At 59.4% G+C, this 20,679-nt stretch carries 29 protein-coding genes; 24 read left to right on the forward strand and 5 right to left on the reverse strand.

The features are described from left to right. Positions 1-55: 55 nt before the first annotated feature. The 3 genes from AC06DS_RS05430 to AC06DS_RS05440 are packed head-to-tail and all read right to left on the reverse strand — an operon-like array spanning position 56 to position 1,168. Positions 56-304: a hypothetical protein gene (locus AC06DS_RS05430; protein ID WP_477100127.1), complete on the reverse strand. Its 249-nt coding sequence runs from the start codon at positions 302-304 to the stop codon at positions 56-58. Then, positions 301-702 (reverse strand): ImmA/IrrE family metallo-endopeptidase, encoded by a 402-nt coding sequence (locus tag AC06DS_RS05435; RefSeq protein ID WP_477100128.1) that lies wholly within the window; start codon positions 700-702, stop codon positions 301-303. The genes AC06DS_RS05430 and AC06DS_RS05435 overlap by 4 nt, the downstream gene beginning before the upstream one ends. Beyond that, positions 686-1,168 carry a hypothetical protein gene (locus tag AC06DS_RS05440; protein ID WP_477100129.1) on the reverse strand — a complete coding sequence of 161 codons (483 nt, stop codon included), beginning with the start codon at positions 1,166-1,168 and terminating at the stop codon, positions 686-688. Before AC06DS_RS05440 ends, AC06DS_RS05435 begins: the two co-directional genes overlap by 17 nt. Positions 1,169-1,379: 211 nt before the next feature. On the opposite strand from AC06DS_RS05440, the gene AC06DS_RS05445 reads away from it, so the two are divergent. From AC06DS_RS05445 to AC06DS_RS05525, 17 genes are all read left to right on the forward strand, one after another. After that, positions 1,380-1,595: a hypothetical protein gene (locus AC06DS_RS05445; RefSeq protein ID WP_477100130.1), complete on the forward strand. Its 216-nt coding sequence runs from the start codon at positions 1,380-1,382 to the stop codon at positions 1,593-1,595. A 502-nt stretch (positions 1,596-2,097) separates the two neighbouring features. After that, the gene (locus AC06DS_RS05450; RefSeq protein WP_477100131.1) at positions 2,098-2,286 is read left to right on the forward strand and encodes a helix-turn-helix transcriptional regulator; all 189 of its coding nucleotides are present in this window, start codon (positions 2,098-2,100) and stop codon (positions 2,284-2,286) included. After that, positions 2,283-2,564, forward strand: coding sequence for a hypothetical protein (locus tag AC06DS_RS05455; protein WP_477100132.1), 282 nt, complete (start codon positions 2,283-2,285; stop codon positions 2,562-2,564). Before AC06DS_RS05450 ends, AC06DS_RS05455 begins: the two co-directional genes overlap by 4 nt. A gap of 82 nt (positions 2,565-2,646) precedes the next feature. Then, on the forward strand, positions 2,647-3,342 hold the full coding sequence (locus AC06DS_RS05460) for a hypothetical protein (protein ID WP_477100133.1): 696 nt from the start codon (positions 2,647-2,649) through the stop codon (positions 3,340-3,342). Beyond that, positions 3,339-3,659 (forward strand): hypothetical protein, encoded by a 321-nt coding sequence (locus AC06DS_RS05465; protein ID WP_477100134.1) that lies wholly within the window; start codon positions 3,339-3,341, stop codon positions 3,657-3,659. The genes AC06DS_RS05460 and AC06DS_RS05465 overlap by 4 nt, the downstream gene beginning before the upstream one ends. Then, positions 3,656-3,862 carry a hypothetical protein gene (locus AC06DS_RS05470; protein ID WP_477100135.1) on the forward strand — a complete coding sequence of 69 codons (207 nt, stop codon included), beginning with the start codon at positions 3,656-3,658 and terminating at the stop codon, positions 3,860-3,862. The genes AC06DS_RS05465 and AC06DS_RS05470 overlap by 4 nt, the downstream gene beginning before the upstream one ends. Beyond that, on the forward strand, positions 3,859-4,149 hold the full coding sequence (locus tag AC06DS_RS05475) for a hypothetical protein (RefSeq protein ID WP_477100136.1): 291 nt from the start codon (positions 3,859-3,861) through the stop codon (positions 4,147-4,149). The genes AC06DS_RS05470 and AC06DS_RS05475 overlap by 4 nt, the downstream gene beginning before the upstream one ends. 17 nt (positions 4,150-4,166) lie before the next feature. Beyond that, on the forward strand, positions 4,167-4,322 hold the full coding sequence (locus AC06DS_RS05480) for a hypothetical protein (protein WP_477100137.1): 156 nt from the start codon (positions 4,167-4,169) through the stop codon (positions 4,320-4,322). A 17-nt stretch (positions 4,323-4,339) separates the two neighbouring features. After that, positions 4,340-4,705, forward strand: a complete 366-nt coding sequence (locus AC06DS_RS05485; protein WP_477100138.1) for a hypothetical protein — start codon at positions 4,340-4,342, stop codon at positions 4,703-4,705. A gap of 2 nt (positions 4,706-4,707) precedes the next feature. After that, positions 4,708-6,117: a DUF2800 domain-containing protein gene (locus AC06DS_RS05490; RefSeq protein WP_477100139.1), complete on the forward strand. Its 1,410-nt coding sequence runs from the start codon at positions 4,708-4,710 to the stop codon at positions 6,115-6,117. 106 nt (positions 6,118-6,223) lie between these two features. After that, positions 6,224-6,805 (forward strand): DUF2815 family protein, encoded by a 582-nt coding sequence (locus AC06DS_RS05495; RefSeq protein ID WP_477100140.1) that lies wholly within the window; start codon positions 6,224-6,226, stop codon positions 6,803-6,805. Between the two features lie 101 nt (positions 6,806-6,906). Continuing rightward, positions 6,907-9,411, forward strand: a complete 2,505-nt coding sequence (locus AC06DS_RS05500) for a virulence-associated E family protein (protein WP_477100141.1) — start codon at positions 6,907-6,909, stop codon at positions 9,409-9,411. A gap of 269 nt (positions 9,412-9,680) precedes the next feature. Beyond that, positions 9,681-9,965: a VRR-NUC domain-containing protein gene (locus AC06DS_RS05505; RefSeq protein WP_477100142.1), complete on the forward strand. Its 285-nt coding sequence runs from the start codon at positions 9,681-9,683 to the stop codon at positions 9,963-9,965. Further along, complete coding sequence (locus tag AC06DS_RS05510) at positions 9,946-11,328, forward strand: SNF2-related protein (RefSeq protein WP_477100143.1); 1,383 nt, start codon at positions 9,946-9,948, stop codon at positions 11,326-11,328. The genes AC06DS_RS05505 and AC06DS_RS05510 overlap by 20 nt, the downstream gene beginning before the upstream one ends. Positions 11,329-11,747: 419 nt before the next feature. After that, on the forward strand, positions 11,748-12,068 hold the full coding sequence (locus tag AC06DS_RS05515) for a hypothetical protein (protein WP_477100144.1): 321 nt from the start codon (positions 11,748-11,750) through the stop codon (positions 12,066-12,068). Then, a complete protein-coding gene (locus AC06DS_RS05520) occupies positions 12,061-12,567 on the forward strand; it encodes a hypothetical protein (protein ID WP_477100145.1) in 507 nt (168 codons plus the stop codon). Before AC06DS_RS05515 ends, AC06DS_RS05520 begins: the two co-directional genes overlap by 8 nt. Before the next feature lie 101 nt (positions 12,568-12,668). Beyond that, complete coding sequence (locus AC06DS_RS05525) at positions 12,669-12,902, forward strand: hypothetical protein (protein WP_477100146.1); 234 nt, start codon at positions 12,669-12,671, stop codon at positions 12,900-12,902. On the opposite strand, the gene AC06DS_RS05530 is transcribed toward AC06DS_RS05525, so the two are convergent. Both AC06DS_RS05530 and AC06DS_RS05535 read right to left on the reverse strand, forming a co-directional pair. Further along, positions 12,899-13,117 (reverse strand): helix-turn-helix transcriptional regulator, encoded by a 219-nt coding sequence (locus tag AC06DS_RS05530; protein ID WP_477100147.1) that lies wholly within the window; start codon positions 13,115-13,117, stop codon positions 12,899-12,901. The two genes, AC06DS_RS05525 and AC06DS_RS05530, sit on opposite strands and share 4 nt — an antisense overlap. A 5-nt stretch (positions 13,118-13,122) precedes the next feature. Beyond that, the gene (locus AC06DS_RS05535; protein ID WP_477100148.1) at positions 13,123-13,287 is read right to left on the reverse strand and encodes a hypothetical protein; all 165 of its coding nucleotides are present in this window, start codon (positions 13,285-13,287) and stop codon (positions 13,123-13,125) included. A gap of 282 nt (positions 13,288-13,569) precedes the next feature. Here AC06DS_RS05535 and AC06DS_RS05540 point away from each other — a divergent pair, with 282 nt between their 5' ends. The 7 genes from AC06DS_RS05540 to AC06DS_RS05570 all read left to right on the forward strand — a co-directional run bounded on the left by AC06DS_RS05540 (position 13,570) and on the right by AC06DS_RS05570 (position 20,608). Then, positions 13,570-13,854 (forward strand): hypothetical protein, encoded by a 285-nt coding sequence (locus tag AC06DS_RS05540; RefSeq protein WP_477100149.1) that lies wholly within the window; start codon positions 13,570-13,572, stop codon positions 13,852-13,854. 259 nt (positions 13,855-14,113) lie between these two features. After that, entirely contained in the window at positions 14,114-14,848 is a 735-nt protein-coding gene (locus AC06DS_RS05545; protein ID WP_477100150.1) for a hypothetical protein, read from the forward strand. Beyond that, positions 14,845-16,344 carry a hypothetical protein gene (locus AC06DS_RS05550; RefSeq protein ID WP_477100151.1) on the forward strand — a complete coding sequence of 500 codons (1,500 nt, stop codon included), beginning with the start codon at positions 14,845-14,847 and terminating at the stop codon, positions 16,342-16,344. Before AC06DS_RS05545 ends, AC06DS_RS05550 begins: the two co-directional genes overlap by 4 nt. Beyond that, positions 16,341-17,756, forward strand: coding sequence for a phage portal protein (locus tag AC06DS_RS05555; RefSeq protein WP_477100152.1), 1,416 nt, complete (start codon positions 16,341-16,343; stop codon positions 17,754-17,756). Before AC06DS_RS05550 ends, AC06DS_RS05555 begins: the two co-directional genes overlap by 4 nt. Then, positions 17,749-18,918, forward strand: a complete 1,170-nt coding sequence (locus AC06DS_RS05560) for a VG15 protein (RefSeq protein ID WP_477100153.1) — start codon at positions 17,749-17,751, stop codon at positions 18,916-18,918. The genes AC06DS_RS05555 and AC06DS_RS05560 overlap by 8 nt, the downstream gene beginning before the upstream one ends. A gap of 65 nt (positions 18,919-18,983) precedes the next feature. Next, complete coding sequence (locus AC06DS_RS05565) at positions 18,984-19,514, forward strand: hypothetical protein (protein WP_477100154.1); 531 nt, start codon at positions 18,984-18,986, stop codon at positions 19,512-19,514. A gap of 5 nt (positions 19,515-19,519) precedes the next feature. Beyond that, the gene (locus AC06DS_RS05570) at positions 19,520-20,608 is read left to right on the forward strand and encodes a major capsid protein (protein ID WP_477100155.1); all 1,089 of its coding nucleotides are present in this window, start codon (positions 19,520-19,522) and stop codon (positions 20,606-20,608) included. Positions 20,609-20,679 lie beyond the last annotated feature (71 nt).

Raw genomic sequence — 20,679 nt, forward strand, 5'->3', positions numbered from 1 at the left:
AGAGACACTTCCGCCCCGCGTACATTCCTCGCCTAAGGACGCGCGGGGCGGTTTGCTATTTCACTTTCCAGCTCTTGCCACAGTTCTGGCACAGCGCCATGCGCTCGTTCTTGAACTTATGTCCGGAGCCTCCCTGAGACTTCTTCCACACGAGGTTGGACGTCCCTAGCGTCATCAGGGCGGTCATCCCGCGAAGTGCATTGTTGGTGCTTCCGCCCAGGCCGGTTCCCTTGTGGCGGGAACGTCCGCTGGTTTGGACGAAGTCGATGCGGACGTTGTCTGAGTGGCACTTGGGGCAGTTCATGCTGTCTCTCCTGTGAGGTGTAGGGGGTAGGTGTCTAGGTAAAGTTCGAGTAGGTCTGGTGTGACCTCGAGGTCGATCGCCAGGCTGTGGGCATCTTCCCGATGCCACAAAGCTAGGTCGACAAGTCGTGTTCGGTCTATGAGCAGCTCGGCGGCGTATAGGTCGGCGCGCCGCTCTTGGCGTCTATGCCGGTGCCCGCAGGCGGTCATGGAGTCGCCGTAGTAGGCGTGTCCGAGCTCGTGGGCGAGCGTGGTCTTATAGTCCCACACCGATAAACCCCGGCGGGTGGAGATCGTGCGTAAAGACCTCGAGTACCACCCGAGCGGGCCGTTGTCGTGGTGCTGCAGGTGCACACCTAGCTCGTGGGCTAGGTCGAGCAGCCTAGTAATCGTCGTCATCCGGTTGGCCCCACTCCTTTCCATCCTTGGCTACCGCGTCTTCCGGCATGGTGCAGTCACTATCCCACGCGGGCTGGACATCCTCATCCTTGGTGTTCGATTTTGTTGGGAGATCAATAACATTGTTTCGCTCGAAGACCTCCTCAAACGTCCCCTCCCAATGGGCAGGCGTGCTGTTGATCCGGAGTGCAAGCTCACGCACTAGCTGCTGATCGGTGAACGCGTCGATCGGAGTGGGGGAGAACATCGCGTCAACGTTGTCCTGGCTGAGATACCCGGTCTGCAGCAAGGCGCGGATGGGGTTCTTTCCGTACGCCTTCGCTATGGCGATCACACTCGTGGCCGAGAAGGCCGCGTGCCGATATTGGTGTGACAGCGTTGAGTTGGCGATCTCTGTGCGTCGGGATGCTTCTGCCTTCGATGCACCGTCTGTGATGCTGTCGAACCAGTCTCTGTGGTTGTTCATGCTTCCAATTATTGGAAACCGTGGGGGCGAGTCGCAAGCTTTTGGAATTTTTTACCCCCGCTCTGACCTGCGTAAAGTCTTGTAATTACAACCAACTGTTGGTCGAAATTACAAAAATTGATTGACAACTTTTGAGATTCCAGGGTAGGTTTGTTCGCAGCGGCCAAGAATTGGAAGAAACGCCAAGAGTTGGAAGTTTGGAGGTGAACACGTGAAAACAATGTACCGACTCGCCGCGGAAGTGGTCGACAAGGCCCGCGAGCGTCATGGATGCACCTCCGACTATGAGCTCGCCACAGTCCTCAAAATGTCACCCCACACGGTTTGGCGAGCTCGGCATGGAGAGGGAGTTAATTTCTCCACGGGAATGATCCTGCTCGATGCCGCGGGAATCTCCATTCCCTTAGGTGTCATCAAGGCCGCCTAGTGCGGGTTGGGTCTTAACGCCTCACGGGGAAGGTGGGGCGAAACCAACCGGATAGGCCGCCACAGCAACAAAACGCCCGAATGGTTATAGGTGGGTTCGATTCCCACCCCGGGCACAAGTCAGACCCCGATCTGACGCGATGTTTGAAAAATTTCATAGTGCATAGCGCTGGTGAGATACGGCGCATGGTGACCGTCGAGCGTGGTTCTTAGATCGCGATGACACGGGTGACATGTGGCCACACCATCTTTGTCGGGTAGCGCCGACGGGTGAGACAACGCCCAGCGCGGATACAAATACCAGCCGCGAAGAAGCCACCCCCCCCAGGTGCGAGTCCTGGGCGCGGCACAGGGGCGCGATGTGCTCCTAGGGGATAGCAGGAGACGCGGTGTCGCGCCCATCCTGCTACCACCCACCAGCACACGCCCCACCAAAAAATCCCCCTCACCCTGACGCAACCAGGGGAGGGGGACTACGTACCAATGACCAGAAAGGTACTCACATGCCCACCTTACACGCCTACACACTCGCGGACGTCTCCGCGATCACAGGCATCCCAAAATCCACACTCTACGAGCAAGCCCGCGAAGGCCGCTGCCCAGAGCTCAAACCCATACGCGCTGGGAACCGCACGATTTTCCCGCGCCATCACATCAACCAGCTTTTCGGAATCAAGGAGACAGCAGCATGAGCCGTCATGACCACACTCCGCCGATGAAAAGGGTGCTCCCAATCCCACCAGCAAAGCGGGCGATCCCTACGAATCACCCCGCGTACCCTGCATACGAGCGGCGCGTGATGCGCCGGGCCGAGAAAGACTTCGACGAGATCAACCGGCTCGAGAGCCAGGTCGAACGTCCTGTGTGCAAAACCACACTAGGCGACATCGCAGCTCTCATCGGAGTCGTATTCATCCTCGCCCTCGTCGCATCATCCGCCCTGCTACTCGTGCTCTGGGGGCTGACGTGACCCGGCACATCATCAATGAGCTCGAACACGACCTACTTGCATTAGCCCCCATAGACCTAACAGAAACAGGAGAGGTAACGGAATGACCACCAGCCGTAAGCGCCTGCAAGAGCTACGACAGCAGGCTAAAGAACTCGAAGAGAAGATCGACCAGCTGGAAGACCAGCTCAACAACGCGGAACCCACCACCGGACTACTAGGCCTATGGGCAACCCACCCGCAATACGGGAATGTGCTCATAGCCGACGACCAGGCCGACAACGACGGCCAAGTCTACGTCAGATACCTAATCAACGGAGCGACAAGTGGGGCGCGCGGAATCTTCGTGCCCGTCGATACCCTCACATTCCCAGACCAAACCACCCGCCCCCAAGATGTGCCCGTAGGCGAATCATGGCTAGTGGACGCACACAACGGGTTCGACACACAACCCAACACCCCCGCGCTTAAAATCGCCCCCGGTCTATGGGTAACCCCCACACGGGAAACAGCCGACGAGTCCGAATGGCACAACTACGAAGTCACCCTCATCACCCCGCTCATTCCCGCCCGCCCACACGACACCCCAGAAACCGTCACCACCGAAGACGAATACGAACAACTCCCCGAAGGCACCATCGCCGCCAAACCCAAAGGCACGCCCTGGATACGCCTGAAGCACATATGGGCACAAGGCCACAACTTCGGAGAAGTCCCCGGACCAGCCGAAGACATCGCAGATAGCTTCCAACTAGCCGGAACCACCCGCCACATCCTCCGCCGTGGGTGGGGCGAATGAGCACCCTAGACAGAGCAGCGGACGTGATCCGCACCCACGGAACCGACACCTGCCAAGAACCAGAATGCATCGCACAAGACCTAGCTGATGCGGGACTACTCGCACCAGACACACCGGAACCAGACGGAACCAGCGCCAACGGAACCCCCGTCTGGCGATCAGATAGGTGCCTAATGACAACGGCAATCCGAAAATCCAACCAGGTTCGCCTGTGGATAGTCGACGTGGGAGAAGTCCCATACAGCCCACAAGACGCACGCAAGCAGGCATACATGCTACTCGCCGCAGCCAACCACGCAGAACAGGCGGAGCAATGACCACTCCAGACAATGCGGAGGTAGCACGCCTACACGCCGAAATCGACGCGATGATCGGGCACTACAGGCAGCGTGCCGACAAAGCCCGCGACCGCCTCACCCGCGCACAAACCCCACAAGAAGAGCAACAGATAGGGCGCTTTGTCACCATGTTCACACGAGTGGCAGACCGGCTCAAAAGAATCAGGGAAGGGGAGCTATGAGCATTTATCTCTACCTGCAATGCGACAGCCACAACCCACCACTGCAAAGCGCCCACGAGGTAGGCCAGCACCTCCGCGACCTACCCCGCATACGCGAAGAAATCACCCGGCGCGCAGGCCTCTACCGCGCACACCAGCACGGCTACCTCGGCTACGAATCCGACTACGACAGCCTATTCACCCGCACACTCCGTACATTCCTGATCCAACACCCACACTGCGATCTACAGATCGTGGACGAATACGGAGACACACACCCACTCGAAACGGAAGCCAGCGACAAGTAACAGGAAAGGAACCCAATTTGGACTACCCAACCGACCCACTCACACGCTTCACCCAAGGGAAACACGTCCCCAAAACCACCCTCGAAGAACTAGCCAGAGACGGCTACATCATCACCGACCCCCACGACAACGTCTACCGCATCACCACCAAGGGCAACGACGCCCTCCAATAGAAAGGACACCCCCTGCCATGACCTGGATGACAAAAGACCTCACCGTCAAACTCCTAGAAATCGCCATCACCGGCCTCGTCAACGCCCACGACACCATCAAGAACGACCCCACAAACCCACAAACGCCGACAACACCACAACCACAGGCAGCGCCGGAACCAGCACCACAATCGGAAGACATCCCAAACCCCGCACCCACACCCACCATGCCCGAGATCCAAACGGCACTGCGCACCATCGCCAAGGCAGAGGGCACCGACTGGATCCAGAACGAACTCTTCGCAGGCTTCGGCATCACCAACATCACCCATCTCCCGGACGACAAGCTCGCCCTGGCATGGGAGATCATCACCACCCACCAGGAAGAACTCGAAGGCAAGTAACCATGACCTACGAACCAACAATTACAAGACCTCCGGAGGGCTGGCCGGACAACCTCCAAGCTCTCAACACCATGACAGAAACACAACCGACGCACGTGCAAGACACCACCGGTGACGTGTACAAGATTTTTGGGATCAACAAAAAGTCCGTCAGCCTCAACCAGTCGCACAAGCCCAATCTGACGCGGCTTAGCCCGGCGAAGATCAAGTCACTCGGCCGTCTGGCGGAGCAGCCCGAACCAGCAGCAGATGGCGAAGGTGGGCACGCCCAGCGTGACCACGCGCTCCTGTCCGCCTCCGGCGCCAGCAGGTGGATCCACTGCACACCCTCCGCGCTGATCGAAACCCGCTACGAAGACACGTCCAGCGAGGCAGCCGAACAGGGCACAGCAGCCCACGAACTCGCAGAACACAAGCTTCGCCAGCTCTTGGGTGAGCCATCGACGCGCCCAGTCTCCGACTGGCACGACGAGGAAATGGAGGACCACACCGACACCTACGCTGACCACGTCATGGCCGAACTCGCGCTAGCGAAGGAGACCAGCCCCGCCGCGTTCCTCTCTATTGAAGAACGGCTCGACTTCTCCCACATCGTCCCCGACGGCTTCGGCACAGGAGACGCAGTCATTGTTGGCGACGGCACCATGACCATCGTCGACCTGAAATATGGCAAGGGAGTGCAGGTCAGCGCCGAGAACAACCCGCAGATGCGCCTCTACGCGCTAGGGGCACTCGCCCGCTACGGCATGATCTACGACATTAGATGCGTGCGCATGGTCATCTTCCAGCCGCGCCTGCGCAACGTCAGCGTGGAGGAGATCGACATCGAAGAGCTCACCACCTGGGCTCGTGAAGTGGTCGAACCTGCCGCGCAGCTCGCAGCAGCAGGCCAAGGTGAACTCACCCCCGGTGACTGGTGCACCTTCTGCAAACACTCGGCACAATGCCCCGCGCTGCAAGCTAAGTACTTCAACGTAATCCCCACCGACCCTGCCGGTGCACCAGAAGCGCCAGACCCGGACACTCTCACCGATGATCAGATCGCCACGATCGTCGCCCACTCCGGCGAGCTCAAGAAGTGGCTCGGCAAGGTCGAAAAGTTCGCCCTCGACCAAGCCAACCAAGGCAAGAAATACGACGGTTTGAAGCTCGTTGAGGGTCGTTCCATCCGCCGGTTCACCGACCAAGAGGCCGTCGCCCAAGCCGTCCAGGACGCAGGCCACGACCCCTACCAGCGAAAGCTGCTCGGCCTCACCGACCTCACCAAGATGCTCGGAAAGAAACAGTTCGACTCCCTCCTTGGCGGCTTCATCGAGAAGCCGGAGGGCAAGCCCACTCTGGTGCCCGTGGCGGATAAGCGCCCGGAGCTGTCCGTGGCTACCGCTGACACCGTGTTCCAGCCCGTCAAATAATCCCTTGTGTGCCGCTGGTCGTGATGATTTACCGGCCACCAAACCATCAAAACAACTATCCGGAAAAGCCGGATAGCTCAACGTCCCCAAGAAAGGACACACCATCATGGCACTCAGCCCCCGCACCGTCACCGTCTACGGACGCCTCTCCTACGCCCACCTCAACGAACCACACGCCCCCAACGACCAAGCGGAACCCAAGTACTCCGCCTCCCTCCTCGTTGAGAAGACCGATACCGACGCGATCAAGGCCATCAACGCAGCCATCAAGGCAGCAGTCGACGAAGGCGTCACCCGACGCACCTTCACACAGGCCATCGACCCCGCCCACACCAAGTACCCGCCACTGCGCGACGGCGACCAGCCCAACGACTCCGGCGAACCACGCGGTGAAGAATTCGCCGGCCACTGGTTCATCGCTGCCAAGAACAAAAGGCAGCCGATGGTCGTCAACGCCCAGCGCCAGCCAGTCATCGACCCAGACGACGTGTACTCCGGCTGCTACGTCAACATGGCCGTCGAATTCTACGCCTACTCCAACTCCGGCAACAAGGGCATCGGCGCCAGCCTGATTGGCGTGCAGAAGGTCAAGGACGGCGACCGCCTCGGCGGTGAACCACCAAAGGCCGAAGACGTCTTCGGGGTCGTCGGCGGACAAACCTCGACCGACACCGGCCTGGGGTTCTAACCCCGCACGCATAGCCCGACCTCCACGAAGGTGGACACCCGCGTCACGGCGGAGCCGGGCACAAAAACACACGCACAATTCAACAAAAGGACAGATTTACTATGGTCAACCGCAACCGCGAACTCATGATCAGCACCGCACCAAGCAAACTGTCCACCATCTGGACCAACACCCACACCACCCTCCAAGACCTCACCGCAGCAGCCTACGACCCCATCACCGTCGACATCACGCACAACGAATACGAAAAGTTGAAGAAGACGGCGAAGGACAAGGTCAAGGACGTTGGCGGGTTCGTCGGAGGGCACCTCAAGGGAGGCCGGAGGCGAAAAGGCCACGTCCTCGCCCGCAGCCTGATCACCCTCGACATCGACAACCTCCCCACAGACATCGACCTCCCCAACACACTGCAAAAGCAGCTGCCCGTCGCATGGCTCGCCCACACCACCATGAGCCACACAGCTCAGCAGCAACGATGGAGGGTGTGGGTCTGGCTCACCCGCGACGTCACCCCAGACGAATACACCGCCATCGCCCGACGCATCGCCCAAGACCTCAACCCCGGCCTCGACTGGTTCGACCCAACCACCTTCCAGCCCGAACGTCTGATGTACCACCCGTCCAAGACACTGGACGGCGACTACCGATCGGAAGTCTCCACCGACAAGCCAGACCTTAATCCCGACGACTACCTGAACCGCTACGCCGACTGGACGGATGCGACCACCTGGCCTGGCGTCGACCCCGCCGAGATCATCCACCAGCAAAAAACCGGCGGGAAGGTTCAAGACCCACGCGAGAAGCCCGGCCTCCTCGGAGCCTTCAACCGCACCTACGACATCCACGACGCCATCAGCACATTCTTATCCGGTGATTATAAGAAGGGGACGACGAAAAACCGCTACACCTACGTGCATGGAACCTCAGCCAACGGCCTCGTTGTCTACGACGGCGGGCTGCATGCTTACTCGCAGCATGCGACCGACCCCGCCAGCGGGCAGATGGTCAACGCCTTCGACCTCGTCCGCATCCACAAGTTCGGACACCTCGACGGGGAAGCGGGCGAGGCCACCCCGGTCAACAAACGCCCCTCCTACGCGGCGATGACCGACATGATCGAACATGATCAGCCCACGAAACTTGAAAACGCTCGGACGCAGATGAAAGTCCTTGGGGAGGTGTTCAATCTAATGGCACCCACCGCGCAAAAAAGCCGCAATGACAGCGCCCCTGCGCAAAAGATCAAGGAAGAAGGCCCCGTCACCCATGACTGGCTCGCCGAACTCGACACAAAAAAAGACGGCACCTTCGCCGACACCCTCCACAACTGGATCCTCATCTTCACCCACGACCAGAAAATCAACCACATCAGCTACAACGAACACGCCGAACGCCTCGAAGTGCAAGACCCCAGCATGCTCCCATGGAGACAACTCAAACCCGGATGGACAGAAAACGACGACGCCCAGCTCCGCGCCTACATCAACCGCACCTACCACGGACTCTACGGTCCGGCGAAGATGACCGACGGACTCCAAGCAGCTGCCACCAGCCGCGCCTTCCACCCCGTCCGCGACTTCTTCAACACCCTGCCACCCTGGGACGGCACACCACGGGTCGACAGGCTCCTCGTCGACACGTTAGGCGCCGACGACACCGACTACACCCACGCCGTGACGCGCAAAACGCTCGTGGCAGCGGTGCGTCGCACCTTCCGCCCAGGCACGAAGTTCGACCACGTACTCACCCTCGTCGGACCGCAGGGTGTGGGTAAGTCGACGATCTTCGCCAAGCTCGGCGGACAATGGTTCTCCGACGCGCTCACCATCACCGACATGCGCGACAAAACCGGCGCGGAAAAGCTGCTCGGTAATCTCATCACCGAGATCGCCGAGCTGGCCGGTATGCGGAAAACGGACGCGGAGACGGTCAAGGGGTTCGTCAGTAGGACTGATGACAAGTACCGCGCTGCCTACGGGCGCACGGTCGAGTCACACCCCCGGCAGGGCATCATCGTCGGATCCACCAATGCGACCGAGGGGTTTCTCCGCGACCCGACGGGAAACCGGCGCTGGTGGACCGTCAACGTAACAGGTGAGGGCATCACCCCAGTGACCTCACTGACAGATGAAGACCTGCAGCAGATCTGGGCAGAAGCCAAGCACTACGAGAAGGCAGGGGAGAAGCTCTACCTCACCGGCGAGGTAGCCGAGGCAGCACTCGAAGCCCAGGCGGAAGCCGTCGAAGCCGACGACCGCACCGGTATTGTCGCCGAATACCTCGACACCCCCATTCCGAGAAATTGGGATCAGGTGCCGCTCGACGCGCGCAGGCTATACCTGGCGACTGGCAGGGTCTCGGAGCACTGGGAGGCGTCGAACGTGGCGTGGGACGAGCTGGAGCCACGCGCCCACGTGTCCAAGATCGAGATCTGGTCAGAGTGCTTCGGTCGCGACCCGGACAGCATGCGCAAGATCGACTCCCACGAGATCACAGCGATCATGCAGCAGCTCGAAGAATGGCACGACACCGGGAAGCAGAGACGTATACCGATCTACGGAAAGCAGCGCATATTCGAACGAATTCGAACAGAAGTGCCATTCTAGCAAGGTGGAACAAGCTTGTGGAACAAGAGCGATCAGATCTTGTTCCACCCGGAACAACTGGAACAAGTCAACATCTTGTTCCGCCGCTTTGTCCCGCGCGCTAGCGCAGGTGACACCCCAAAAAACTACCACTGGAACAAACGGAACAAAGTATTAGTAAAAGACCCAGGGAAGGCAATTAGAGGGCAAATACACCCCAAAACGCCTAATTCAGCCACCTAACTAGAAACAGGGTCGACTTTGTTCCCAAAACGCCCAAAAAGCAGAAAATGTCATTAGAACAAAAGATCGAACAAAAGCTAGTCCAAGCGGTACGCAAAGCCGGCGGCCAGTGCTACAAATTCACCTCCCCAGGCACAGCAGGCATGCCCGACCGGTGCGTCATCCTCCCCAAAAACAAGATCGCCTTCGTCGAAGTCAAAGCCCCCGGACAAAAACCCCGACCACTCCAACAACGACGCCACCAACAACTCCAAGCCCTGGGGGTCATGGTGCGCACCCTCGACAACCCCAACCACATCCAGGACCTCATCCATGAAATACAAACCACATGACTACCAGCGGTACGCCATCGACTTCATCCGCGGCCACCCCGAAGCCGCCCTGTTTCTTGATATGGGCCTTGGAAAAACCATCATCACCCTCACCGCCCTACAGCACATGATGAGCGAAGACTTCACCGTCGCCAAACCCCTCATCATCGCCCCACTACGAGTCGCCCGCGACACCTGGCCAGAAGAACTCCACAAATGGGACCACCTCACCGACCTCACCATGGCCGTCATGGTCGGCACACCCACCCAACGGCGACAAGCCCTCCACACAGATGCTGACATCTGGGTGATCAACCGCGAGAACCTCCCATGGCTCACCACGCAGTTAAAAGGAGATTGGCCGTTCGACACCGTCGTTATCGACGAGCTATCGAGTTTCAAATCCCACACCGCCAAGCGGTTCAAAGCCTTGAAGCATAACCGGCAGCGCATCCGGCGCATCTACGGACTCACCGGCACCCCAGCGCCGAACAACCTCCTCGACATCTGGGCACCCTTCCGCCTCATCGACCAAGGCAAGCGGCTCGGCAAGACCATCACGTCCTACCGAGATCAGTACTTCACACCGGGCAAGCGGAATGGGTACACGGTCTACGAGTGGAAGCTCAAACGTGGTGCGGACGAGCAGATCCACGACGCTATTGCTGACATCACCGTGTCCATGAAAGCTGTCGACCACCTCGACATGCCACCAGCCACTACCATCGACAGACACGTCCACCTCGACAAGACAGCTGCCAAGTCCTACCAGCAGCTCCGTGATGACATGGTCGCGGACATTGATGGAGAGATGGTCGATGCAGGATCTGCCGGGGTGCTGGCGGGCAAGCTGCAACAGCTCGCGGGAGGAGCGATCTACACAGACGATGAGCACAGCTGGACTGCGATCCATGACGCGAAGCTTGACGCCCTCGACGACATCATCGAAGAAGCAGCCGGAAACACCGTCCTGGTGGCGTTCTGGTTCAAACACGACCTGGAGCGCCTCCGCGCCAGATACCCCACAGGCCGACTTCTGGACACCGACCAAGACATGGCCGACTGGAAAGCCGGACGCGTCCAACTCGGATTCATCCACCCAGCCTCCGCAGGGCACGGTCTCAACCTCCAGTCCGGCGGACACGTCCTCGTCTGGCTCACCCCAACATGGTCGCTAGAGCTGTACGAGCAGACCAACGGGCGATTGAACCGTCAAGGCCAAACACACCCAGTAACGATCATCCGGATCATCACCACCGGCACGATCGACACACGAATCGTCCAAGCACTCGAACAAAAAGAATTGACCCAGTCCGCGCTGATTGACGCGGTGCGGGCTCAACTGAATGGAGAAGACGATGAAGGCCTTACAAGCGCAGCTTAGAGCGATGGGGGGGCGAGAGGCTCTACAACGCCTGCCTGTCCCAACTGACGAAAGACCATGGGCATGCGCCATATCTCCGGGAGTTGATTCGTCGGTGGCGGGAAGTGCCCAGGCCTCAACAGGTTCGGCGCGCCCCGGCGCATCAGGTCGCTGCGTGGACGAAAGCCGACCGTGACGAGGTAACTCAGATCCTGCGCACCGTAACAGCCCTCGTTGCGCGTGCGGAGAAGCTGATGCCGTACGCGGGGAAGGAGGGTAAGTGATGAGCAAGCACCGTAAACCAAGTTGGTTCCGTCGTTTCTGGCGGTCGCTGACCGGCCAGGACATGCAGCGTGGTTACACCATGAGGTGGAGGTAGTGACCACCCTGAAGCTCCACCACACATCTAACAGATCGAACAACAAAAGTGGGATCTAACAATGCCTAAGCGCTATACAAAGAAACCCGTCACCATTGAGGCCATGCTCTATGGCCCATCCCCCGCCGAGGGGATGGAGGTCTACCACTGGGTAGAGGAAAACACCGTCGGTTCATACGACACCAATAATCCAGATGCGCCAGTACCCGCCTCTGGCGTGAGCATCGACGCGGGTACGGGTTGCATGGTTATCGCCACCTTGGAGGGCGAGATGCATGTTTCCCCTGGCGACTGGGTTATCCGTGGGATACACGGAGAGTTCTACCCATGTAAGCCCGAGATTTTTGAGGCGACCTACGAACCGGAGACCCTCGATGACTAAGGCACTCGCAGACATGACCTCTGAAGAGCTCGCCCCGATCCTCCGGCGCCTCGCCGGACACCTCACCCAACGAGATCAAACTGTCCGACTACGCACCCCCACGAACTCCCCAAATAGCCCACGGAGGAATCACGTGCCACGCTGCCAACACACCGGCTGCCCCAACCCCGCCGACCCCCACAGCCGCCACCAAATCGGACTCTGCACCTACCATGACCGCCGGGTCACCACCGGCTACCCACCACCGTCCACCACCGGCTCCCGGCGCGAACACCCCATCGAGCAAGCCCAGCATCTCCTCCAACAGATTGCCCGCCCTACCGACTCCCTGCGTAGCCTGTCCGCCCGCACAGGCATCCCCAAAGACACGATCAACAACATCATCCGCGGCAAGTACCGCGTATTGCGTTCGGAGCCGTGGGAGCGGCTGCAGGATGCCGTTGCCAGGCACATTTATGAGCAGAACCTGAGGGGTGAGACATGCGCCGCTGGGAAATAGCACTGCTGCTACTGATCATGGCGGCATTCGCAGCACTACCCCTCATCGCCCCTTGGATAGGAGCATAACCGCCCCTACAGTCGCGTCCTACCATCCCTGGTATGGACACACACCTCGGCGACCACAAAGCCCGTAAGCTCGAGCACTACTGGACTCGTGGCGCGGGACTAGCTCGATGGGCAAACAACGCCCACCCCTGGACAACACTGGTCGCACTGCTCACTCCACACGTAGGACCCGTCAATGCCAAGGGGCTGGCCAGCAACTATTTCCACAAGGTGTTTGGCATCTGGCCAGGCGAACGCAAAGGTGAGAACCCCGTAGGTAGGGGCTAGTCGGTTTGCCGTGATGGACGAGCAGCGTGCCAGGCCTTAACCTCTTCGGCGTCCCACAGTGGGGTGCGTCCATCGAAGCGGGCGACGACGGTCGGGGCTTGCCCTCGAGTGGCGTACGCGGCGAATGTGGACTTAGCCACGCCACAGTGCGCGGAGCATTGTGCTGCCGTCCAGTATTCGCGCCCATTGGTGGTATCGATGACGGTGAGGTTCATGCGAGTTACCTCCGAGGCTTTCGGCTGAGTGTGTCGACAACGGCGGTAGCGGCAATGAACGCGATCGCAAGGATTATCGTCCAGGCAGGCGGGTTTAAGCTGATGAGAGTGATGAGCAAGATGGTGAAAGCTAGGTACCGCAGGATGATGGCTAGGGTGCGCAGTGGCATGATGGGTCCTTTCTGAAGTAAGGTGGGAGGCGGTTGCCCGCCCCTGGGTAGTACGGTTATCCAGGGGCGGGTTTCCTATTTCCTGCGGTCTTTCCATTTCAGGATCAGGTCGATCCATCCGGGGAGTCCGGCTAGTGCCGTGACCGCGAGGGTGGCGATTATATCCGGGGACATAATCTCGCCTCCTCTCTAGTGAGCTGGTCTGTCCTGCTCACTAACTAAAGAATACAGGACTAGATATGTACATGTCTAGTTGTGCCTAGATTTTGTGTGGAGGATCACATGACTAAAAGAACCATCGACTGGCGCTGGAAAAAACACGTCAAGCAACAACGCCAGCGTCTAGAACGAAACCCCGAACTCGCAGTCTGCTGGCTATGCGGACACCCAATCGACATGGAACTCCCACCACTGCATGACTATGCGTTCAGCCTCGACCACGTCGTCCCCATCGCACGCGGCGGAAAGATTCACGACGAAGCACGACCAGCACACAGGAGGTGCAACGCTCAGCGCAGCGATGGAAGAAAAGCAAAAAAAGAAGCAAAAACAATCATCGAATGGTGAAGCTTCACGCGTTCAATGAACTCGAAGTGTTCGAATAGGTAACCCTAACCTGGGGGAGGCCTCCCCGCCGCCCAGGTCGCTACCACCTCCCGGTATTGGTATGTGCACTCGCGTCCGGTAAACCGGTAATCGTTTTACTGACCTTTATTCGAACACCCTTCAGCGGGTTTACCCTCGCTGCCTGCTCGTTTACCGCCCGCATTGGTGGATGTCGAGATAGAAGAACCCTATTGCCCGGCGTGCCACGATGGCAGGCACCATGAGCGAAAAGAATCCCACAAAGCAGCGACGACAGTGCGGAACCGTCGCGGGCTACCGCAAGCACACAGGCAACAACGAGGTGGCATGCCAGCCGTGCCGGGACGCCAATACTGAGTACAAGCGGCGGTGGAGAGAGAAAAAGCGGATGAAGGCAGAGAAGCCTCCGCGCCCACAGGTTGTCTTTGAGGATGAGCGGGGTATCGACGTGGGGCGGGCGAAGAAGACGAAGGCGAAGACAGGTAGCCCAGCAGCCTCTCAGCGTGGACGCACGTCTGCGAAGAAGAAGCCATCTACGGCCAAGACGGAGAAGATCATCGTCGCCGACGGTGGCCAAAAGGATGGGTATCCGAAGTTCCTCCGTGCTGCTGGGCGACGGATGTGGGATGACCTGCGGGAGCAGTACGAGTTTGACCCTGCGTCAGAGGCGTTGTTGACGGAGGCTTGCCGGTTGAAGGATCGACTGGAGCGTTTCGCGGCGGCGCTGTCATCGAACCACACGCTGTGGTTCGAGCTGGGAAACGTGGAAGAAACCATGGCAGGCCAAGAACAAGTGCAGGTGGTGATCAACAACATGATCGCCGAGGCGCGCCAGACGCAATCGGCCTTGGGGCAAACTTTGAACAAGTTGGGCATCTTGGCGAAGGCAGAAAAGAAGAAATCTGGGCCGTCGATGGCGGACGAGTTGAAGCGAAAGCGTCAGGAAAGGTTGGCCGCAGCTAAGGAGGGTGCATGAGTGATCATCGTCTGATGGTTCCGGACAGTGGTTTCGCGCCTCGTTCGGAGCCGGTGGGTGAGCAGTCGCCGCGTTTTTTCCATGCCCCGGAGTGGTCGCAGTCGTCGGGGGATATTTTGGCGGATCTTGCCTCGGTGTGTGGGGTGGAGTTGTTGCCGTGGCAGCAGCTGGTAGCCAGAAACGCCATGGCGGAGGATCCAGTCACGGGGAAGTGGCTTGCTTTTCAGGTGTGTCTGATCGTGCCGCGTCAGAATGGAAAGAATGGCATCGTGCGGTGGCGGTTGCTGGCCGGCCTGTTCGTTTTTGGTGAGGAGAAGCTGGTTCATTCGGCGCACTTGTTTAAGACAGCTCGGGCGGAGTACCTCGCCATTCGAGAAATCATTGAGAACACCCCGGAGTTCCTGGAGCAGGTGCGATCTATGCCGGATAGTCGTGAGACGGCGATCATTCTGAAGGATGGCCGGCGGATCGACTTCGTCAGTCGTGTGCGTGGCAACGGCCGCGGTTTGCAGGGTGACTGCGTCATTCTCGATGAGGCCTTTGCGCTGTCGTCAACCCTCGTTTCTGACTTGTTGCCTGTGCTTTCGTCGCGGCCGAGGCCGCAGGTGTGGTACACCTCGTCGACCGGGTTTGACGACTCCGAGGTGCTGCTGAATCTCCGCGAGAAGGCCATTGAAAATCCTGAATCGAACAAACATCTGGCATTTTTTGAGTGGTCGGCGGACTTGAAGCAGGTGGACTGGCGTACCCCAGAGGCGGTGGCTGCGTCGAATCCGTCGTTGGGGTATCTGCAGTCGTGGGAGTGGATCCAAGAGGTTGAGCTGGATGTCATGGGTCCGGAGGAGTACCAGCGTGAGCGCCTGGGTGTGTGGGCTGATCGGTCTACGGATGCGGCGATTGGTGTGGACTTGTGGGCGAAGTCTTTTGCGACCTCGGAGGTTCTTGCTGGGGCTCGGGTGAAGCGTCGCTCTTTGGGGCTTGAGGTGTCTGCTGATCGTGATTTGGCGGTGCTCGCTGGTGTGGCGGAGCTATCGGACGGCCGTGTGGTCGCGGATATTATCGCGGCGAAGTCTGGCATGGCCTGGGTGCAGGATGAGTGCGCCCGCGTGGTGAAGAAGCACCGGCCTCATGCCGGCGTGGTGATCGACTCGTTCTCCGGCGCGGCTGCTCTCGCGCCGCGGCTGGCGGAGGCTGGGGTGCCGGTGTCGCTGGCTACGACGGGGGATATCACGAAGGGATCGGCGGGGCTGTTTGACCGGATTTCTCGTGTGGACGCTGATGGCGCGCCGGATCCCACGTTGTTCCACAGCTCGCACTCGTTGTTGGATGATGCGGCGCATACGGCGCGGCGTCGTTTGGTGGGCCAGTCGAAAACCGCGTGGACGTGGGCGCCTTTTGGTGAGGTGAAGGTTGAACCACTACGGGCTATCACTCTGGCGCTTCGTGGGTTGGATATGGAGCCGGTGAAGAAAAAGAAGAAGGGCTACGCAGCATGATGGACGCTTTACAGGTCAAGAAGATCTTCGACCGCCTCAACTCGAAACTGTCTCGGCAGCGACGGCAGTGTGATGCTGTTGATTCGTGGCTGCGGCCGGAGCTGGATGCGGGTTTTGAGGTACCCCGCTTGGCTACTCGTGAGCACCGGGCTCTGCGTGATTTGTCGCGCACGCCATGGCTGCGCCTGGTCGTGGACAACTGCGTGCAGGCCATGTACGTGGATAACGTCGTGGGGGAGGACGGTCGGATCGATGAGCTGTGGGGGCTGTGGAATGCGAATCGTATGCGGTCTCAGCAGATCTCGAACCACCGGGCGATGATCTCGTACGGGCACTCGTATGCGGTTGTGTCCAGTACGGAGTTCGGTAGCGAGGTGCCTGCTCGTATTCGGATGTTGTCGCCGCGTCGGGTCGCGGTGGAGTTTGATGATTTGGGTGCGGAGCCGTATCCGTCTGCGGCGTTGGAGTTGTTGGGGCGTGAGGGGGATGTGGGGCGGTTTAGGCTTCGTTTGCCGGGGGTGAGTGTTGTCTTGGCGTTGGATAACGCTGCTCGCGGTAATGGGGAGATGGGTGGTCTTCGGATTGTCGGCTCTGTGGATACGGGGTTGGATTTCGTTCCGGTGGTGAGGTTCGCCAACCAGCTTGACCTTGATGGGCGGGTGATTGGTGAGGTTGAGCCGTTTATCCCGTCGGCGCAGCGGATTAATAAGACAGCCTATGACCGTTTGTTGGCGCAGCACTTCAATTCCTGGAAGGTGAAGACTGCGACGGGGTTGGAGATGCCGGAGCAGGTTGACGAGGACGGCGATCCTATCCCGGATACGTTTGATGAAGCTGCGGCGGAGCGGTTGAAGGTCAAGTTAGCTCAGGATGACGTCCTGACTGGTGGGGATGGGGTGAAGTTCGGCACGTTGGACGCGACGGCGTTGGATCCGTTTGTGAATGGTTGGCGTGCGGATATTGAGGCGTTGGCTGCTGTGTCGCAGACCCCGGCGCACGCGCTGACTGGTCAGCTGGTGAACCTTTCGGCGGAGGCGCTTGCGGCAGCGCGCGCACCGTTGACGCAGAAGGTGTATGAGCGCCAGATGAGTGCGGGGGATGCGTATAGCAGTGTTTTGCGTGCTGCTGCGAAGGTGGCTGGGATGGAGGATTTGGCGCGTGATCCGCTGATCCGTGTGTCGTGGCAGGACATGGAGATTAGGTCTCTCGCCCAGGCCGTGGATGCTCTCGGTAAGGCTGCTCAGATGCTGGGCGTGCCGAAGCGGAACTTGTGGGGCATGATCCCCGGTGTTGAGGCTGCTGACGTGGTCGAGTGGGAGCGTGCTGCAGAACTAGAGCTGGAGCGCGATCCGCTGAATGCTAGTTTCTCTCGTCAGGCTGCGTCGACGGTCACTGAGGTGAGCGGTGGCTAGGACGCAGCGGGGTAAGCGTCTGACTGAGCAACATCGCCTGGCTCAGGTGGGGTTGGCGGAGAAGCTGGCGAAGTTCATCCGCGACGTGTTCGGCAAGACCTTCGACTATTACGACATTGATGATTCGTCGGAGGTGTTTGTTAGGCGGGTGGCTCCGGATGTGGCGCGGATGAGGGAGCGTAGTCGTGAGCTGTCTCTGGATTACATGCGTGCATTCCAGGCGGTGGAGGCTCCGGACGCTCCGCCGCCGATTGAGGAGCCGGGGGAGTATGAGCCAGCTGATGCTGCCCGTGAGCTGCTGAAGACGACGCGTGGAGTGGGTAAGTCTGTGTCGCACAAGGGCTACTCGGCGGAGGAGGCACAGGCCAGGATTGAGCAGGCCGTGGTGGGTAAGGCGACGAAGATCGTGGAGGACGGTGGCCGTCAGGTGATTGAGCAGGAGTTTCGCCGGGGCAATGGCCCGTTGGGGTATGCGCGTGTGGTGGATGCTGATCCGTGCCCGTTTTGTGCGATGTTGGCCTCCCGTGGGGTGTACTACGCGGGTGAGGAGCAGGCTGGTGCGCTGTTGTACAGGTCGGACTCGTTTAAGGGGTCGAACGCACGTTTTGCTGGCGATGGTCAGTTTAAGGTTCATGATCACTGTTGCTGCACCCTGGAGCCGGTGTACATGGTCGACGGGAAGGTTGATCTGCCTGGGAACGGGAACCGGCTGGCGAAAGAGTGGGCTGAGATCGCGTCCGGCCAGCCCGATCCGTGGAAGGCGTGGCAGCGGTGGAGGCAGTCTGGCACGCTACCGGAGAATTACGATGGACCGCTGGAGGGTACTCGGAGGCGTAAGCCGCCGGTGCGGGGTCAGTCGTCGGGTCGTCGGGCGCGTCCGGAGCCGATGAAAGCCTCGGAGCGGGCTGAGCGGGCGGAGCAGAAGGCTTTGAAGAAGGCGGGGAGGAAGCCTGTGGATCGTCGGGGGAATTGGGATAAGCAGAAGTATTTGGATTATGCGGATGAGTTGGAGGTGCGGGCGAATGGTGTGGCCTCTGAGATCGCGGCGCTGAGGAGTGTGGGGCAGGGGGATCGTGATCTTCCGGTGATGCAGCTGCAACAGCAGCATAGAGCCTTGTTGTCGAGGATCGACGCATACCGGGAGTACGCAGACAAGCTGTAGGTGATTGCAGGCCTGGTGTCTGCAAATGACACATCTTTTATCGCCTGGAGCGGAAAGAGGAGCACATGACCGATACCACCCATGATCAGACCGATGGTGATCAGGAGACCCAGGCCGTGGAGTCTGAGGCTACCGAGACCACGGACACTACCGACACCCACGACACGGAGTCTGCGGACACCTCCAGCCGGGAGCAGGAGGATGCCGATTCGCAGGTAGATGACGACTCATCGGACGATGACGACGATGAGGAAGATTCTCCCCGTGACGAGGACATTCAGAAGCTGATCCGTAAGAACCGGAAGACGAACCGGGAGAACCAGAAGCTGCGTGAGCGGGCAACCGCAGCGGAGCATAAGCTGGCGCAGTTCATGGCGGCGCAGGAGACCGGCCTGCCTGCTGACATGGCGCTGCGGCTGCAGGGTTCCACCTCGGAGGAGCTGAAGGCGGACGCGGAGAAGCTGAAGGAATTGTTCTCGAACAGGCGTTTTGTGCCTGGTGGGTTGCCGAGTGATGGTGTCCGGTTTGGATCTGATGAGGGTGATTCCGCTGAGACTGATCTGACGAAGATCGGTGCTCGAATCTACGAAAGGTAGCTCTAATGGCTGCACCTAACCATCTTCTTTACACCCCTGAGCAGGCGGCGAATTCTTCGCTTGCCGCCCTGAAGTACCAGTCCACTCTGGCGCGTACTGTGAACACTGATTTTACCAGTGAGTTCATCGCGGGTCGTGGCGCGTCTGTGACCGTGAAGCGCCCGGTGATGATTGACAAGGCACGCGTCTACACGGCGGAGGATCGCAAGGGAGAAGCCGCGATCACTTACTCCGATCTGTTTGAGCCGTTCACCTCTGTGAAGGTCACTGACCAGGTGTACAACGCTGTGAAGCTCCCTGACGATTTCATGACGTTTACCATCACTGATCTTGAGCAGCAGGTGATCGCACCGATGGCCGAGTCTGTGGCGGACGCAATCAACAAGGAAGTCATTGCTGCATTCCGTACTGTCCCAGAGGGGCTGTCTGCGATTGATAAGGCCACTAAGCCCTATGTCGGTACCGATGGTAAGGGGTATGACTCGATTAAGGCGCTGCGTGATGCGGGAACTGAGTTCGCTGGTTTCGGAGGGTCTGTTTCTGGTGAGAAGACTGTATCCGTGAAGCCTGCACAGCTTGCTCCGACTACTAACGCGCAAGTGCTTCCTGCTATTCGTGCTGCGCACCAGCTTCTATCTCAGCGTGGTGTCCCCATGGTGGGGCGCACTCTCGTGGTGGGCGCGAACTGGGAAGCCGCCATCATGGACATGAAGCAGCTTCAGAAGGTCAACGAGGCGGGAGACAACGGTGGCCTGCTTCGTCAGGCAACCCTTGGAAAGCTCTTTGGCTTCACCATTGTCGCCGATTACACCATTGACCCGAATGAGGCGTGGGCATACCAGCGCGATGCGATCACTCTGGTGACTCGCACGACTGCTATCCCTCGTGGTGCGGCGTTCGCGAAGACTGTCTCCGCGCAAGGCTTTAATCTGCGTTACCTGCAGGATTACGACCCTGATCACCTGCAGGATCGCGCGGTTGTCGATACGTTCGCTGGTGCCGCTGTTCTCGATGGGCAGCGCATCGTCAAGCTGACGGGTGTCGATGCTATCGCCGATGTTCCTGCTGAGACTGCCTCGGCTGCGAGTGCCTAATTGCCTAGTGGGATTGTGCCCCCTGTGCCCCGAACAATGCGGGGGCAGGGGGCGCTTTTCTTATTGAAAGG

The organism is Corynebacterium sp. TUM25015 (assembly GCF_056393505.1).